The organism is Citrobacter sp. CK206, from assembly GCF_030333125.1.
GTDB classification, from domain to species: domain Bacteria; phylum Pseudomonadota; class Gammaproteobacteria; order Enterobacterales; family Enterobacteriaceae; genus Citrobacter_B; species Citrobacter_B koseri.
Genome location: NZ_JAOWGM010000028.1, coordinates 78,096 through 94,547 on the forward strand (window position 1 = coordinate 78,096; position 16,452 = coordinate 94,547).

Genomic DNA, 16,452 nt, shown 5'->3' on the forward strand with positions numbered 1-16,452 from the left:
AGTCTATAAAAATGAAAAAATTAACCATTGGTTTAATTGGTAATCCAAATTCCGGCAAGACAACATTATTTAACCAGCTCACCGGCGCGCGTCAGCGTGTGGGGAACTGGGCGGGTGTTACCGTTGAACGCAAAGAAGGTCAGTTCGCAACAACCGACCATCAGGTCACGCTGGTCGATTTACCCGGTACCTATTCACTGACCACCATTTCGTCACAAACTTCCCTCGATGAACAAATCGCCTGCCATTACATTCTGAGCGGCGACGCAGACCTGCTGATCAACGTGGTGGATGCCTCTAACCTTGAGCGCAACCTCTACCTGACGCTGCAACTGCTTGAGCTGGGCATTCCCTGCATTGTGGCGCTCAACATGCTCGACATCGCGGAGAAACAGCAGGTTCGCATTGATATCGACGCGCTGTCCGCACGCCTTGGTTGCCCGGTTGTGCCGTTGGTTTCCACACGCGGCCGTGGGATTGAAGCCCTGAAACTGGCTATCGATCGCTATAAAGAAAACGAAAACGTTGAGCTGGTACATTATGCCCGGCCGTTGCTGCGCGAGGCCGAATCGCTGGCCGACGTCATGGCGGCGGATATGCCAGCGCAACAGCGCCGCTGGCTAGGCTTGCAGATGCTGGAAGGCGATATCTACAGCCGCGTTTACGCCGGTAATGCCGCGCAAAACCTTGAGGCGTCGCTCACTCGCCTGAGCAAAGAGATGGATGACCCGGCGCTGCACATCGCCGATGCGCGTTATCAGTGCATCGCCGCGATTTGCGACGTGGTCAGCAACACCCTGACGGCGGAACCCAGCCGTTTCACCGCAGCGGTAGATAAGGTCATCCTGAACCGTTTCCTCGGGTTGCCGATTTTCCTGTTCGTCATGTACCTGATGTTCCTGCTCGCCATTAACATTGGCGGCGCGCTGCAACCGCTGTTCGACGTGGGTTCCGTGGCGCTCTTTATTCACGGCATTCAGTGGATCGGCTACACGCTGCACTTCCCGGACTGGCTCACCATTTTCCTCGCGCAGGGGCTGGGCGGCGGTATCAATACCGTTCTGCCGCTGGTGCCGCAGATCGGCATGATGTACCTGTTCCTCTCTTTCCTGGAGGACTCCGGCTACATGGCGCGCGCGGCGTTCGTTATGGACCGTCTGATGCAGGCGCTGGGGCTGCCGGGTAAATCGTTCGTGCCGCTGATTGTCGGTTTTGGCTGTAACGTCCCGTCCGTAATGGGCGCCCGTACCCTGGACGCACCGCGTGAACGCCTGATGACTATTATGATGGCGCCGTTTATGTCCTGCGGCGCACGTCTGGCGATTTTCGCCGTGTTTGCCGCCGCGTTCTTTGGGCAAAACGGCGCGCTGGCGGTTTTCTCGCTGTATGTGCTGGGTATCGTGATGGCGGTACTGACCGGCCTGATGCTTAAACACACGATTATGCGCGGCGAAGCCTCTCCGTTCGTGATGGAACTGCCGGTCTACCATGTGCCGCACATCAAAAGCCTGGTGATCCAGACCTGGCAACGCCTGAAAGGCTTTGTGCTGCGTGCCGGTAAGGTCATCATCATCGTCAGTATTTTCCTCAGCGCGTTTAACAGCTTCTCCCTGAGCGGAAAAATCGTCGATAACATCAACGACTCTGCGCTCGCGTCCATCAGCCGCGTGATTACGCCTGTCTTTAAACCGATTGGCGTTCATGAAGATAACTGGCAGGCGACCGTTGGCCTGTTCACCGGCGCAATGGCGAAAGAGGTGGTGGTGGGGACGCTGAACACCCTCTATACCGCTGAAAATATTCAGGAAGAAGAGTTTAATCCGGCTGACTTCCATCTCGGCGACGAGCTGCTGGGCGCGGTCGATGAAACCTGGCAAAGCCTGAAAGACACCTTCAGCCTTAGCGTACTGGCTAACCCAATCGAAGCCAGCAAAGGCGACGGTGAAATGGCGACCGGGGCGATGGGCGTGATGGACGCGAAGTTTGGCAGCGCCGCTGCCGCATACAGCTATCTGATTTTCGTTCTGCTGTATGTACCGTGCATCTCGGTGATGGGGGCTATCGCGCGTGAATCCAGCCGCGGCTGGATGAGCTTCTCGATTCTGTGGGGGCTGAATATCGCCTACTCGCTGTCTACCCTGTTCTATCAGGTTGCAAGCTTTAGCCAGCATCCGACCTATAGCCTGGTCTGCATTCTGGCGGTCATCCTGTTTAACATCGTGGTGCTGGGGCTGTTACGGCGCGCCCGCAGCCGGGTGGATATCGAACTGCTGGCGACGCGTAAAACGGCCAGCGCCTGCTGCGCAAGCCCTGCCGGCAACTGTCACTAAGGTTGAGAACAATGGCGTCACTTATTCAGGTTCGTGATTTACTGGCTTTGCAGGGGCGTATGGAGGCAATGCAGATTAGCCGCACGCTGCATACGCCGCAGCCGATGATCGACGCGATGCTGAATCAACTGGAGAATATGGGCAGGGCTGTGCGGATTCAGGAAGATCCCGACGGCTGCCTGTCCGGTAGCTGCAAAAGCTGCCCGGAAGGAAAAGCCTGTCTCCGGGAGTGGTGGACGTTGCGTTAACGTTCTGCCGGATGGCGAACGGTAGCTAACATGTAGGCCGGATAAGGCGTTTACGCCGCTATCCGGCACTGCATAGACAATAATTATATCTTCTGCTTTAACGCCATCAACGCCTGACAAAATTCGCCGGGATGCGAAATAAACGGCGCATGGGCGGCCTTTGCAAACACCTGAGATTCACTCTCCGGCCATGCGGCATCCAGCATCGGCACGACTTTGCGCGGCACCAGACCATCCAGATAACCATACAGACGCAGGAACGGCATGGTCAGCGATTTAAGCGGCTCGCGCAGGTCGGCCGTTTTCAATATCTCCAGCCCACCGTTCAGTACCGCAACCTCCGGCATCGGCAACGCCAGCACGGCACTTTTCAGCGTGCGGGCATCCTGACGCGCGGTTTCGGTGCCTAACGTTTGCAGCGCCAGAAAACGCTCCACCGTACGCTGGAAATCTTCGCTGAGCTGCTGTTGAAATCCCGCCAGGATATCCGGCTTAATACCCGGCCACGCTTCGCGAGCACTGAAACAGGGCGATGATGCGACGGTCACCAGCGCCTGAACGCGTTCAGGATGGGTTAACGCCACCTGGCTCGCCACCAGCCCTCCCAGACTCCAGCCAAGCCAGACGGCTTTATCAGGCGCCTGTTTCAGCACATGCTCCGCCATCTGCTCCAGCGACATCGCGCCAAAACCCTGGCTGCGGCCAAATCCGGGTAAATCGACAAGATGCAGCGTGAAATGCGCGCTGAGTTCCTCACGAATGCAATTCCACACTTCCGCATTCAGTCCCCATCCGTGCAGCAGCACAAGATGGCAATTTCCCTGACCTTCAGTCTGCCACCAGATGTCATTCATCAGTTACTGTTCTCTTTTGGCTAACAAGGATGAACATATGCTAACAGTACCGGGATTATGCTGGCTATGCCGAATGCCGCTGGCGTTGAGTCACTGGGGGATTTGTTCGATTTGCACGAGAGCGGCGCGTCGCCGCGTCAGCCTGTGCCCGCAGTGTGGATTACCCGCTGCGCACGCCGCCATTCCCTGCGGGCGTTGTCTGCAAAAACCCCCGCCGTGGCAACGTCTGGTGACGGTCAGCGACTACGTACCGCCGCTGAGTTTACTTATCCACCAGCTAAAATTCTCTCGCCGCAGCGACGTCGCCGCCGCCCTTTCACGCCTGCTGTTGCTGGAAGTCTTATACGCGCACCGCGCATCGACGCTTCCGCTACCGGATCGCTTAGTCAGCGTGCCGCTCTGGCAGCGCCGTCACTGGCGCAGGGGATTTAACCAAAGCGATCTGCTGTGTCGCCCCCTGGCGCGCTGGCTGGGCTGCGGCTGGGACAGCCGAAGCGTTACGCGCCTTCGCGCCACCGCCACTCAGCACCATCTCAGCGCCCGATTGCGCAAACATAACCTGAAAAATGCGTTTCGCCTTGAATTGCCGGTACAGGGACTCCATATGGTCATTGTGGATGATGTCGTCACTACCGGAAGTACCGTCGCGGAGATCGCGCAGCTGCTTTTGCGCAACGGCGCGGCGACTGTCCAGGTATGGTGCCTGTGTCGAACCTTGTAGAGCCTCGATGATGGGCGTATTATAACCAAGTAAAATAGTCAACTATTAGGCCATTACTATGATCCATATTTCCGATGCTGCACAAGCGCACTTTGCCAAACTACTGGCAAATCAGGAAGAAGGGACACAAATCCGCGTATTTGTGATCAATCCCGGTACGCCTAACGCTGAATGCGGCGTTTCTTATTGTCCGCCGGACGCCGTGGAAGCAAGCGACACTGCCCTGAAATTTGACCTGCTGACCGCTTATGTTGATGAACTGAGCGCGCCGTATCTGGAAGATGCCGAGATCGATTTCGTCACCGATCAGCTGGGTTCTCAGCTGACGCTGAAAGCGCCAAACGCCAAAATGCGTAAGGTTGCTGATGATGCGCCGCTGATGGAACGTGTGGAGTACATGCTGCAATCGCAGATCAACCCGCAGCTTGCTGGTCATGGCGGTCGCGTCTCTCTGATGGAGATCACCGACGAAGGCTACGCCATTTTGCAGTTTGGCGGCGGCTGTAACGGTTGCTCGATGGTCGATGTGACCCTGAAAGAAGGGATCGAGAAGCAGCTGCTGAATGAATTCCCTGAGCTGAAAGGCGTTCGCGATCTGACCGAACACCAGCGCGGCGAGCACTCTTACTACTAAGATTCTGCCCGGTGGCGCGTCGCTTACCGGGCCTACAATGCATATCCCGTAGGCCGGATAAGGCGTTTACGCCGCCATCCGGCGTTTTGCCCGGTGGCGCNTCGCTTACCGGGCCTACAATGCATATCCCGTAGGCCGGATAAGGCGTTTACGCCGCCATCCGGCGTTTTGCCCGGTGGCGCGTCGCTTACCGGGCCTACAATGCATATCCCGTAGGCCGGATAAGGCGTTTACGCCGCCATCCGGCGTTTTGCCCGGTGGCGCATCGCTTACCGGGCCTACAATGTGTATCCCGTAGGCCGGATAAGGCGTTTACGCCGCCATCCGGCGTGATGATATCTTCCGCTTTTCCCCTTCGATAACATGACCTGCCTCTCATAATTTAAATTTTGCCTGCCAGGGTGATTCTCAATCGCTATATGTTACCCGTATCATTCATATGGGCACCAAACATCCCCATAACAGCCGACTAAACCAGATAGTGTTAAAGTCAATCAGTATTGGTGCCGTTACGCTTCTGTTCCCGGTTGGGGCAAGCGGAATTTTTCGTCGACACACCGACGTTACCCATAACAAATGAAAGGCCAGGTAAATCATGCCATTAGTCATCGTCGCTATCGGTGTAATTTTGTTATTACTCCTGATGATCCGCTTCAAAATGAACGGTTTCATCGCTCTCGTCCTGGTGGCACTTGCTGTTGGATTGATGCAAGGAATGCCGCTGGATAAAGTCATTGGCTCTATTAAAGCTGGTGTTGGTGGTACTCTTGGTAGCCTCGCCCTGATTATGGGTTTCGGCGCCATGCTGGGCAAAATGCTGGCAGACTGCGGCGGCGCACAGCGCATCGCGACCACGCTGATTGCCAAATTTGGTAAAAAACACATCCAGTGGGCAGTGGTATTAACCGGCTTCACGGTAGGTTTCGCACTGTTCTATGAAGTGGGCTTCGTGCTGATGCTGCCGCTGGTATTCACCATCGCAGCGGCGGCCAGCATTCCTTTGCTGTATGTCGGCGTACCGATGGCGGCAGCGCTGTCCGTTACCCACGGCTTCCTGCCTCCGCACCCGGGCCCGACCGCCATCGCCACGATCTTCCACGCCGATATGGGTAAAACCCTGCTGTTCGGTACGATTCTGGCTATCCCGACCGTAATTCTCGCTGGCCCGGTATTTGCCCGCTTCCTGAAAGGCATCGATAAGCCGATCCCGGAAGGTCTGTACAGCGCAAAAAACTTTACTGAAGAAGAGATGCCTGGCTTTGGCGTCAGCGTCTGGACTTCTCTGGTGCCGGTTATTTTAATGGCCATGCGCGCCGTTGCAGAAATGGTGCTGCCAAAAGGTCATGCCTTCCTGCCGGTTGCTGAGTTCTTTGGCGACCCGGTAATGGCAACGCTGATTGCGGTACTGATTGCGATGTTCACGTTCGGTCTGAACCGTGGCCGCTCAATGGATCAGATTAACGACACGCTGGGTTCCTCAATCAAAATCATCGCGATGATGCTGCTGATCATCGGCGGCGGCGGCGCATTCAAGCAGGTACTGGTTGATAGCGGCGTAGACAAATACATCGCGTCCATGATGAACGAAACCAACGTTTCTCCGCTGTTCATGGCGTGGTCCATCGCAGCCGTACTGCGTATCGCGCTCGGTTCTGCCACCGTAGCCGCAATTACCGCGGGTGGTATCGTGGCGCCGCTGATTGCGACGACGGGCGTAAGCCCTGAGCTGATGGTTATCGCCGTCGGTTCCGGTAGCGTCATTTTCTCTCACGTAAACGATCCAGGCTTCTGGCTGTTCAAAGAGTATTTCAACCTGACCATCGGCGAAACCATCAAGTCCTGGTCAATGCTGGAAACCATTATCTCCGTCTGCGGCCTGATTGGGTGTCTGCTGCTGGGAATGGTGGTGTAACCGAGACGATTTGTAGGCCGGATAAGGCAAAGCCGCCATCCGGCAATGTGCGCCAGAATCGCCTGATGGCGCTGCGCTTATCAGGCCTACATGTTGTCACCATAAAAAAGCCGGGAAATTCCCGGCTTTTTTTACTTCTTCTTCGCGGCCGCTTTTCGCCGTTTGTCCAAATCTTTAAGCAGTTTATTCACCTTGTCATCGGCAAACATCTTCTCAAGCGTCGTGGACAACTTGCGCCGCCAGTTCTTGTACTGGTCGCTGGTGCCTGGAATATTGACCGGCTCCGCCATGTCCAGCCAGTCTTCCGGCTGCAACCCCAGCAATGCGCTATGGCTGTCCGCAATGTAACGCTGCATTCCACGGTTGAGGATCGGCGTCATCGACATCAGCGACGCCTTATGCCCCGCGCGTTTCGGCAGGCAACCGTATTTGTGCAGCGCGTCCAGCAGACCCTGCTTCGCCAGCTCACGATCCTGATACAGCCCACGCAATATCACTTCATCCGGGTAAAGCCCCAGCATTTTGCCGAGCGTCAGGTCGCCGCTGTCCCAGTAGCCGCGCAGCGTAGGAAGGTCATGCGTCGTCGCGACTGCCATTGATTGTTCCGGGTACGCTTTCGGCGCGCGGAAGTTCTTCTCATGATCATTCTCGAAATAGAGCACTTTATACGAGTAAACGCCGCTATCGCGCAGTTTACCCACGATTTCCACCGGCACCGTCCCCAGATCTTCGCCAATCACCATGCAGCGATGACGTTTACTTTCCAGCGCCAGAATAGAGAGCAGGGCGTCCACCGGGTAATGCACATACGCCCCGTGATCCGCCGTTTCACCGTAAGGAATCCACCACAGACGCAGCATCGACATAACATGATCGATACGCAAAGCGCCGCAGTTCTGCATATTGGCGCGCAGCAGTTCAATAAACGGCTCATAGGCGCGAGCGGCGATGATGTGCGGGTCCATCGGCGGCAGTCCCCAGTTCTGCCCCAGCGGGCCGAGGATATCCGGCGGCGCGCCCACCGATGCTTTCAGGCAATACAGCTCACGATCGCACCAGGTTTCCGCCCCGCCCTCCGCAACCCCTACCGCCAGATCGCGATACAGGCCAATCGGCATATCATAACCCTGGCATACCGCCCAACAGGCGGCAAACTGGGTATACGCCAGCCACTGTAACCAGAGGTAAAAGTCCACCTCATCGCGGTGATCTTCACAGAACTGTTTCACTTCCGGCGAGTTCACTGACTGATACGCTTCCGGCCAGACCGGCCAGCCCCAGCGCAACTCATCTTCCTTCACCTGATGCGTGTGCAGCGCGTCAAATGCCGCCTGCCAGTACAGGCTGTCGCCTTCCTGGGCGACAAAGTGGCGAAACGCCGCCATCTGCTCGTCATCACGAAGCGCAAAACCTTTCCATGCCATCCGCAGGGCGGTCATTTTCAGCGCGGTAACAGCAGAATAATCAACCCATTCGGCGTCCCGTGCGCGCTGCAATGTCTGCTGCGTCGCCGGCATGTTCCACCAGGCCTGCGCCTCTTTGCTCAACCGGAAATCGTCAACGGCATTCACGTCGATATAAATGACATTCAGCCAACGGCGGGATGAGGGGCTGTACGGGCTGGCGCTCTCCGGGTTTGCCGGGTAGAGGGCGTGAATCGGGTTCAGGCCAATAAATGCGCCGCCGCGTTTCGCAACATCCGTCAGCATCGACTGGAGATCGCCAAAGTCGCCAATCCCCCAGTTTTTTTCCGAACGCAGGGTATAAAGCTGAACGCACGCCCCCCATAGCTTCTGTCCGGTCAGCAGCGCCTGCGGCTCATAGCAGCGTTTCGGCGCCACGATGATCCGGCAGTGCGTGCGCTGTTCGCCCTGAGTCAGGGTCAGCGTGTGATACCCCTCCGGCAGCTTTGCCGGAAGCGTAAAGGCTTTACCGCCGGTGGCGTGCCCCTTGTGCTGTACGCCCTCCTCGGTGGTCAGCAGCCAGCTAAAATCGCCGCTGCCTTCTACCGCCAGCGGCATCTTCTTGCCTGCGGTATACACCATCACATTCGGCACTGGCGTCACCGCCACCTTCGTGGCGGCGGTGGCGCAGTGCATCGCATCAAGCAAACGCCGTTTGGTTTCGGCGCCAATCGACTGCGGTTTACCGTGGGCATTGATGTAATTGGGGCTGATCCCCGCCGCCAGCGCGGCATTATCCAGACGTTTGCGTTCCATGGCGCTTCCTTAGCGTTTTGCCTGCCAGATACGAGCCTGATAATCGCGGATGGAGCGATCCGAGCTGAACATCCCGCAACGCGCGGTGTTCAGGATCGTCGCCCGGGTCCAGGCATCCTGGTCGCGATACAGCACGTCCACCTGCTTTTGTGCCGCAACGTAGGCGGCAAAGTCCGCCATCACCAGGTACGGGTCGCCCCCCTGTTTGCCAATGCTGTGCAGCATCTGATCAAAAGCGTGCTTGTCGCCGTTGCTGTATTTGCCGCTTTCCAGCTCCTTCAGCACCGCGTCCAGCACTTTGTCTTTCTTACGCCATTTCACCGGGTCGTAGCCCTTGGCCTTCAGCCGTTTCACCTCTTCCACGGTATGACCGAAGATAAAGATGTTCTCGTCCCCGACCTGTTCGGCGATCTCAACGTTCGCCCCATCCAGCGTACCGACCGTCAGCGCGCCGTTCAACGCCAGCTTCATATTGCCGGTGCCGGAGGCTTCTTTACCGGCAGTAGAGATCTGCTCAGAGACGTCCGCCGCCGGGATCAGCATTTCCGCCGCCGAAACGCAGTAGTCCGGCAGGAAGACCACTTTCAGCTTATCGCCGACTTTCGGGTCGTTGTTGATGGTTTCCGCCACCTTGTTAATGGCGAAGATGATGTTTTTCGCCAGATAGTAGCCCGGCGCCGCTTTTGCGCCAAACAGGAACACGCGCGGCACGCGGTCTGCTTTCGGATTTTCGCGGATCTCTTTGTACAGCGCCAGAATATGCAGCAGGTTCAGGTGCTGGCGCTTATATTCGTGCAGGCGCTTAATCTGGATATCGAAAATCGCCTGCGGGTTGATTTCAATCCCGGTGCGCATTTTCACAAATTCGGCCAGGCGGACTTTATTCGCCTGTTTAATCTCACGATACGTTTTGCGGAACGCCGCGTCGTCGGCGAATTTCTCCAGGTTGATCAGTTGATCGAGGTCGTTAGCCCACTCTTTCTTCAACGACTTATCCAGCAGCGCCGCAAGTGCCGGGTTGCACTGTTTGATCCAGCGACGCGGCGTAATGCCGTTGGTCACGTTGTGGAATTTGTTCGGCCACAGCTGGTGGTATTCCGGGAACAGATCCTTCACCACCAGATCGGAGTGCAGCGCCGCAACGCCGTTGACCGCAAAGCCGCTGACCACGCACATATTGGCCATCCGCACCTGCTTGTCGTGCACTACCGCCAGCTTCGCCCACACCTGCTTATCGCCCGGCCAGGTTTTATCAACCTGTTTCTTAAAGCGGTCATTAATCTCTTTGATGATCTGCATATGGCGCGGCAGCAGCGCTTTCACCAGTTTCTCATCCCAGCACTCCAGCGCTTCCGGCATCAGCGTATGGTTGGTGTAGGCGAACGTTTTACTGGTGATGGCCCAGGCGTCGTCCCAGCTTAGCTGGTGCTCATCGAGCAGCACGCGCAGCAGTTCAGGGATAGCGATGGTCGGGTGAGTATCGTTGAGTTGAATGACCTCATACTCCGCCAGCTCATGCAGTTTGCGCCCCGCCAGGTGGTGACGGCGCAGAATATCCGCTACCGAGCAGGCGCACTGGAAATACTGCTGCATCAGGCGCAGCTTTTTGCCTGCGGTGTGGTTGTCGTTCGGATAGAGGACTTTCGTCAGTTTTTCCGCGTCGATCCCCTGCTGCTCCGCGCGCAGGAAATCGCCGTCGTTGAATTTGGTCAGGTTAAACGGATGCGCATGCGCGGCCTGCCACAAACGCAGCGGCTGTGCGACGCCGTTCCGGTAGCCAAGCACCGGCAAGTCCCACGCCTGCCCGGTGATCACAAAACCCGGTTCCCAACGCCCGTCCTTCGTCACTTTACCGCCAATACCGACCTGAACATCAAGCTGTTCATTGTGACGGAACCACGGGTAGCTACCGCGATGCCAGTCATCCGGCGCTTCCATCTGTTGCCCATCGACAAAAGACTGACGGAACAGCCCATACTGGTAGTTCAGGCCATAGCCCGTTGCGGACTGGCCTACCGTCGCCATAGAGTCCAGGAAACATGCCGCCAGACGCCCTAAACCACCGTTGCCCAGCGCAGGATCAACCTCTTCCTCCAGCAGGTCGGTCAGGTTGACGTCGTGCGTTTTCAGCACATCGCTCACCGCCTGATACCAGCCCAGATTCAACAGGTTGTTCCCGGTCAGGCGGCCAATCAGGAATTCCATCGAGATGTAGTTAACATGACGCTGGTTTTTAGCCGGTTTCGCCGCAGGTTGCGCGCTGAGCAATTCAGCCAGTGCGCCGCTAACGGCCTGCCACCACTGGCGAGATGTCATCTCATGAGCCGACAGTAAACCGAAACGCTGCCACTGACGCATCAGGGCAGCCTGAAAGTGATCTTTGTTGAAGGTAGGCTGTGACATAGAAATTCCGAATCCTCAGGTAATAAAACAACGTTATCGTTAGTTTGCCTGGCTCGATGTTGACCTTCCTCATCCCACCCGGGATTAGGCAGGGAGGAGTAGTGGGGATGAGCATAAAAGTGTGATCGCCGCCACTTAAAGGTAGTGGATTGCCGGTGAATACGTCGAATTACCGCACAGCATACCTGCGACTGCACGCCGTTTTACGCACGATGACACAAATAATTAAATCGCGGAGGTTTATTGAAAGTGAATATGTAAATGCGGAAATAGTTTCTACCCTGAAATATCAAACCCATTCAGTTATTTCCGTTCCTGAATAATTCCCTGAGTTCATTACTTCCTGACTTTCATTAAAAAGTACAGTAACCACACAGAGGAAATGGCATTATTTGGGGCAGGCAGGATCGGGCACCATCCCAGTCTCCACGCACACTCAGACCGTGCTAAACCGTTTCTTGCAATGGATATTTAGAATTGTGACAGAGTGCAAATTCAGACACACAAAAAACTTGCATAGCTTGCATTAAACCGGTTTCTGTCCGACCTTATATCTATTAATTACGAAGCGCAAAAAAAATCGCATTTCCCCATTTCCTCACAGTGAAGTGATTACTATGTTGATTCCGTCTAAATTAAGTCGTCCGGTTCGACTCGACCATACGGTGGTTCGTGAGCGCCTGTTGGCTAAACTTTCCGGCGCGAACAATTTCAGGCTGGCCCTGGTAACAAGCCCTGCGGGCTATGGGAAAACCACGCTTGTTTCACAGTGGGCTGCCGGGAAAAACGAGTTAGGCTGGTTCTCGCTGGATGAAGGCGACAACCAGCAGGAGCGATTCGCCAGTTATTTAATTGCCGCGCTTCAGCAGGCAACGGGCGGGCATTGCTCCACCAGTGAAGTCATGGTGCAAAAACGCCAGTACGTCAGCCTGACCTCCCTTTTCGCGCAACTCTTTATTGAGTTGGCTGAGTGGCATCGCCCGCTTTATCTGGTCATTGATGATTACCATCTGATCACAAACCCGGTGATCCACGACGCGATGCGCTTTTTCCTGCGTCATCAACCCGAAAATCTCACGCTGGTCGTGCTGTCGCGTAATTTACCGCAGCTCGGCATCGCTAATCTGCGCGTTCGCGATCAGCTGCTGGAAATCGGCAGCCAGCAATTAGCCTTTAACCATCAGGAAGCAAAACAGTTCTTTGACCGCCGTCTGTCCTCGCCTATCGAAGCCGCCGAGAGCAGCCGGATGTGCGACGACGTCGCCGGTTGGGCAACCGCGCTACAGCTTATCGCCCTTTCCGCCCGCCAGAACAATAACTCCGCGCACCAGTCTGCGCGACGCCTGGCGGGAATTAACGCCAGCCATCTGTCTGATTACCTGGTCGATGAAGTGCTGGACAACGTGGACGTGAGTACCCGGCATTTTCTGCTGAAAAGCGCCATCCTGCGTTCGATGAACGATGCGCTGATCGTGCGCGTGACGGGCGAAGAGAACGGGCAGATGCGTCTGGAGGAGATTGAGCGTCAGGGGCTGTTCCTGCAACGCATGGACGATACGGGCGAATGGTTCAGCTATCACCCGCTGTTTGGCAGTTTCCTGCGTCAGCGTTGCCAATGGGAACTGGCGACCGAGCTGCCGGATATCCACCGCGCTGCCGCCGAAAGCTGGATGGCGCAAGGTTTCCCCAGCGAAGCCATTCACCATGCCCTGGCGGCGGGCGATGCGCATATGCTGCGCGATATCCTGCTGAATCATGCGTGGGGGCTGTTTAACCACAGTGAGCTGGCGCTGCTGGAAGAGTCATTAAAGGCCCTGCCGTGGGAAAGTTTGCTGGAAAACCCGCGACTGGTTCTGTTGCAGGCATGGCTGATGCAAAGCCAGCACCGCTACAGCGAAGTAAATACCCTGCTGGCGCGCGCTGAGCAAGAAATTCAGGGCATGATGGACGGTACGCTGCATGCGGAATTTAACGCCCTGCGCGCTCAGGTCGCGATTAACGACGGCAACCCGGATGAAGCGGAACGGCTGGCAAAACTGGCGCTGGATGAGCTGCCGATCGCCTGGTTTTACAGCCGTATTGTCGCCACCTCCGTACACGGCGAAGTGCTGCACTGTAAAGGCGATCTCTCCCGTTCACTGTCGCTGATGCAGCAAACTGAACAAATGTCGCGTCATCATGACGTCTGGCATTACGCCCTCTGGAGCCTGCTCCAACAAAGTGAAATTCTCTTCGCCCAGGGCTTTTTGCAGGCCGCCTGGGAAACCCAGGAGAAAGCGTTCCAGCTGATTAAAGAGCAACATCTCGAACAGTTGCCGATGCACGAGTTCCTGATGCGCATTCGCGCGCAGCTTCTGTGGGCATGGGCGCGTCTTGACGAAGCGGAAGCCTCCGCCCGCAGCGGTATTGATGTGCTTTCCGCATTCCAGCCGCAGCAGCAATTGCAGTGTCTGGCGCTGCTGGTGCAGTGCTCGCTGGCGCGCGGCGATCTGGATAATGCCCGCACGCAGTTGAACCGTCTGGAGAACCTGCTGGGCAACGGCCAGTATCACAGCGACTGGATTTCCAATGCCGATAAGGTTCGCGTGATTTACTGGCAGATGACGGGCGATAAGAAGTCCGCCGCCAACTGGCTGCGTCATACGCCGAAACCAGAATTTGCCAACAACCACTTCCTGCAAGGCCAGTGGCGTAATATCGCCAGGGCGCAGATCCTGCTGGGTGAGTTTGAATCCGCAGAGATTGTGCTGGAAGAGCTAAACGAAAATGCCCGTAGCCTGCGTTTAATGAGCGATCTTAACCGTAACCTGCTGTTGCTTAATCAGCTGTACTGGCAGGCCGGACGTAAAAACGACGCCCAGCGGGTGTTGCTTGATGCGCTGCAACTGGCGAACCGTACCGGTTTCATCAGCCACTTTGTGATTGAAGGCGAAGCGATGGCGCAGCAACTGCGTCAGTTGATTCAGTTGAATACGCTGCCGGAGCTTGAACAACATCGCGCACAGCGCATCCTGCGGGAAATTAACCAGCACCATCGACATAAGTTCGCCCATTTTGACGAAGGCTTTGTGGAGCGGCTGTTAAATCACCCGGACGTACCGGAGCTGATCCGCACCAGCCCGCTAACGCAGCGTGAGTGGCAGGTTCTGGGACTGATCTATTCCGGCTACAGCAACGAGCAAATCGCTGGCGAGCTGGCGGTTGCGGCCACGACCATCAAAACGCACATTCGCAATTTATATCAGAAGCTCGGCGTCGCGCATCGTCAGGACGCCGTACAACATGCGCAGAGGCTTTTGAAAATGATGGGGTACGGGGTGTGATGATTGCCCGGTGGCGCTTACGCTTACCGGGCCTACAATCACGATGATCAGCACAACTCTAACTGAATATGGTGGTCGGTAAGTACCTGCAATACCCCTGCTGGCGGCGTCATATCGGTATAGACGGCATCCACCAGGCTAATGCTGCCCATATTCACCATCGCATTACGACCAAACTTAGAGTGATCCACAACCAGCATCACATGGCGTGAATTTTCAATAATCGCGCGTTTCGTGCGTACTTCGTGATAATCAAATTCCAGCAGCGACCCATCGCTGTCGATACCGCTGATCCCCAGAATGCCAAAATCCAGGCGGAATTGAGAGATGAAATCGAGCGTCGCTTCGCCAATAATGCCGCCGTCACGGCTGCGAAGCTCACCGCCAGCGAGAATAATGCGAAAATCCTCTTTCACCATCAGCGTGTTCGCCACGTTGAGATTGTTGGTCACAATGCGCAGGTTACTGTGATCCAACAAGGCATGCGCCACCGCTTCCGGCGTCGTGCCGATATCAATAAACAGCGTTGAACCGTTGGGGATTTGCGTGGCGACTTTCCGCGCAATACGTTCCTTCTCCGCCGTTTGCGTCGCTTTACGATCGTGCCACGGCGTGTTTACCGAGCTGGAAGGCAACGCCGCGCCGCCGTGGTGGCGCAGGATCATATTCTGCTCCGCCAGGTCGTTGAGATCCCGACGAATGGTTTGTGGGCTGACGGAGAAATGTTCCACCAGTTCTTCAGTGCTGACGTATCCCTGCTTTTTTACCAGTTCGATGATAGCGTCATGACGTTGTGTCTGTTTCATTGTTATTCCCTGGAATTTTGCCGGATGGCGACGCCTGGCGTTTTATCCGGCCTACCGACCGTGCATTTTTAGTAGGCCGGATAAGGCGTTTCGCCGCCATCCGGCGCAACCCCAATCATGTTCGTTTTCGCGCATTCACCGTGTCAGCAAATGCCATCGCCAGCCCCACGGCCAGCCCGGCGATGTGCGCACCGTTCGCCATCGACATGCCAAACACATCAAACCACCCGGCAACAATCCAGATCAACGCAAAAGCAATAAGCCCACGCTGTAGATATATGCCGCTTTGCGGATCGCGTTCACCACGTAGCCAGGCGTAGCCCATCAGCGCGTAAACCACGCCGGAAAGCCCACCAAACCACGGGCCGCTGAACTTCTGCTGTACATAACCGCTCAGCAATGCGCTGATGACGGTAATAACGATCAGTTTTCCGCTGCCCAGACGCTTTTCCACCGCCCCGCCGATATACCACCACCACAACAGGTTGAAGAGGATATGCATTAACGAGAAGTGCATAAACGCATGGGTGAAATAGCGCCAGAACTCAAATTTCAGTGACGGATCAAACGGCCACGCCAGCCACACCATGACGCTCTGCGCGCCGACGATGCTCATCACAACGAACACCAGGATACAGGCGATCATAATAAGCCAGGTGACCGGGCCCGCCCTCTCGCGCAATGTGGCGATAAACGGGAAACGGCGATAGTGCAGCCCGCTGCCGGTATGACCGGACTGCCAGCTTGCCGCCAGATAACGCGGATCGGCGGGATTTTCCAGAAAGCGCGCCAGCTCCGCCCGCACGCGCTCGGCCTGAGATTCGTCCGCCAGCCAGACATCGCTTTGATGATGTTGTTGAATCGTCAGGATAACGCCCTGCGTCGCCATGTAATCAACAAATGCCTGCGCCACGCGGGGGTTAGCAAAAGAGGTAATCATCAACATTGTTGCTGTCGCTTAGTCCACACAAAAGAGGACAGTATATAGGCCCTTCCGGCTTC

At 56.1% G+C, this 16,452-nt stretch carries 11 protein-coding genes; 6 read left to right on the forward strand and 5 right to left on the reverse strand.

Annotated features, from left to right (window positions below):
• Positions 1-11 precede the first annotated feature (11 nt).
• Both feoB and feoC read left to right on the forward strand, forming a co-directional pair.
• Positions 12-2,330, forward strand: coding sequence for a Fe(2+) transporter permease subunit FeoB (feoB, locus tag OGX81_RS12985; RefSeq protein ID WP_012135517.1), 2,319 nt, complete (start codon positions 12-14; stop codon positions 2,328-2,330).
• 11 nt (positions 2,331-2,341) lie between these two features.
• On the forward strand, positions 2,342-2,578 hold the full coding sequence (gene feoC, locus OGX81_RS12990; RefSeq protein WP_012135518.1) for a [Fe-S]-dependent transcriptional repressor FeoC: 237 nt from the start codon (positions 2,342-2,344) through the stop codon (positions 2,576-2,578).
• 83 nt (positions 2,579-2,661) lie between these two features.
• On the opposite strand, the gene bioH is transcribed toward feoC, so the two are convergent.
• Entirely contained in the window at positions 2,662-3,432 is a 771-nt protein-coding gene (gene bioH / locus OGX81_RS12995; RefSeq protein WP_047460677.1) for a pimeloyl-ACP methyl ester esterase BioH, read from the reverse strand.
• Positions 3,433-3,469: 37 nt separating this feature from the next.
• Between bioH and gntX the strand changes: the two genes are divergently transcribed.
• The 3 genes from gntX to gntT all read left to right on the forward strand — a co-directional run bounded on the left by gntX (position 3,470) and on the right by gntT (position 6,699).
• Positions 3,470-4,153, forward strand: a complete 684-nt coding sequence (gene gntX / locus OGX81_RS13000) for a DNA utilization protein GntX (RefSeq protein WP_104868090.1) — start codon at positions 3,470-3,472, stop codon at positions 4,151-4,153.
• Between the two features lie 58 nt (positions 4,154-4,211).
• Positions 4,212-4,787: a Fe-S biogenesis protein NfuA gene (nfuA, locus tag OGX81_RS13005; protein ID WP_012135521.1), complete on the forward strand. Its 576-nt coding sequence runs from the start codon at positions 4,212-4,214 to the stop codon at positions 4,785-4,787.
• Between the two features lie 595 nt (positions 4,788-5,382).
• On the forward strand, positions 5,383-6,699 hold the full coding sequence (gene gntT / locus OGX81_RS13010; protein WP_012135522.1) for a gluconate transporter: 1,317 nt from the start codon (positions 5,383-5,385) through the stop codon (positions 6,697-6,699).
• A 131-nt stretch (positions 6,700-6,830) separates the two neighbouring features.
• On the opposite strand, the gene malQ is transcribed toward gntT, so the two are convergent.
• Positions 6,831-8,918: a 4-alpha-glucanotransferase gene (malQ, locus tag OGX81_RS13015; RefSeq protein ID WP_104868089.1), complete on the reverse strand. Its 2,088-nt coding sequence runs from the start codon at positions 8,916-8,918 to the stop codon at positions 6,831-6,833.
• A gap of 9 nt (positions 8,919-8,927) precedes the next feature.
• Positions 8,928-11,321, reverse strand: a complete 2,394-nt coding sequence (gene malP, locus OGX81_RS13020; RefSeq protein WP_058668199.1) for a maltodextrin phosphorylase — start codon at positions 11,319-11,321, stop codon at positions 8,928-8,930.
• A 617-nt stretch (positions 11,322-11,938) separates the two neighbouring features.
• On the opposite strand from malP, the gene malT reads away from it, so the two are divergent.
• Complete coding sequence (gene malT, locus OGX81_RS13025; RefSeq protein ID WP_012135526.1) at positions 11,939-14,644, forward strand: HTH-type transcriptional regulator MalT; 2,706 nt, start codon at positions 11,939-11,941, stop codon at positions 14,642-14,644.
• A 47-nt stretch (positions 14,645-14,691) separates the two neighbouring features.
• On the opposite strand, the gene OGX81_RS13030 is transcribed toward malT, so the two are convergent.
• Entirely contained in the window at positions 14,692-15,450 is a 759-nt protein-coding gene (locus tag OGX81_RS13030) for a DeoR/GlpR family transcriptional regulator (RefSeq protein ID WP_012135527.1), read from the reverse strand.
• A 115-nt stretch (positions 15,451-15,565) separates the two neighbouring features.
• Positions 15,566-16,396, reverse strand: a complete 831-nt coding sequence (gene glpG, locus OGX81_RS13035) for a rhomboid family intramembrane serine protease GlpG (protein ID WP_012135528.1) — start codon at positions 16,394-16,396, stop codon at positions 15,566-15,568.
• Positions 16,397-16,452: the final 56 nt, after the last annotated feature.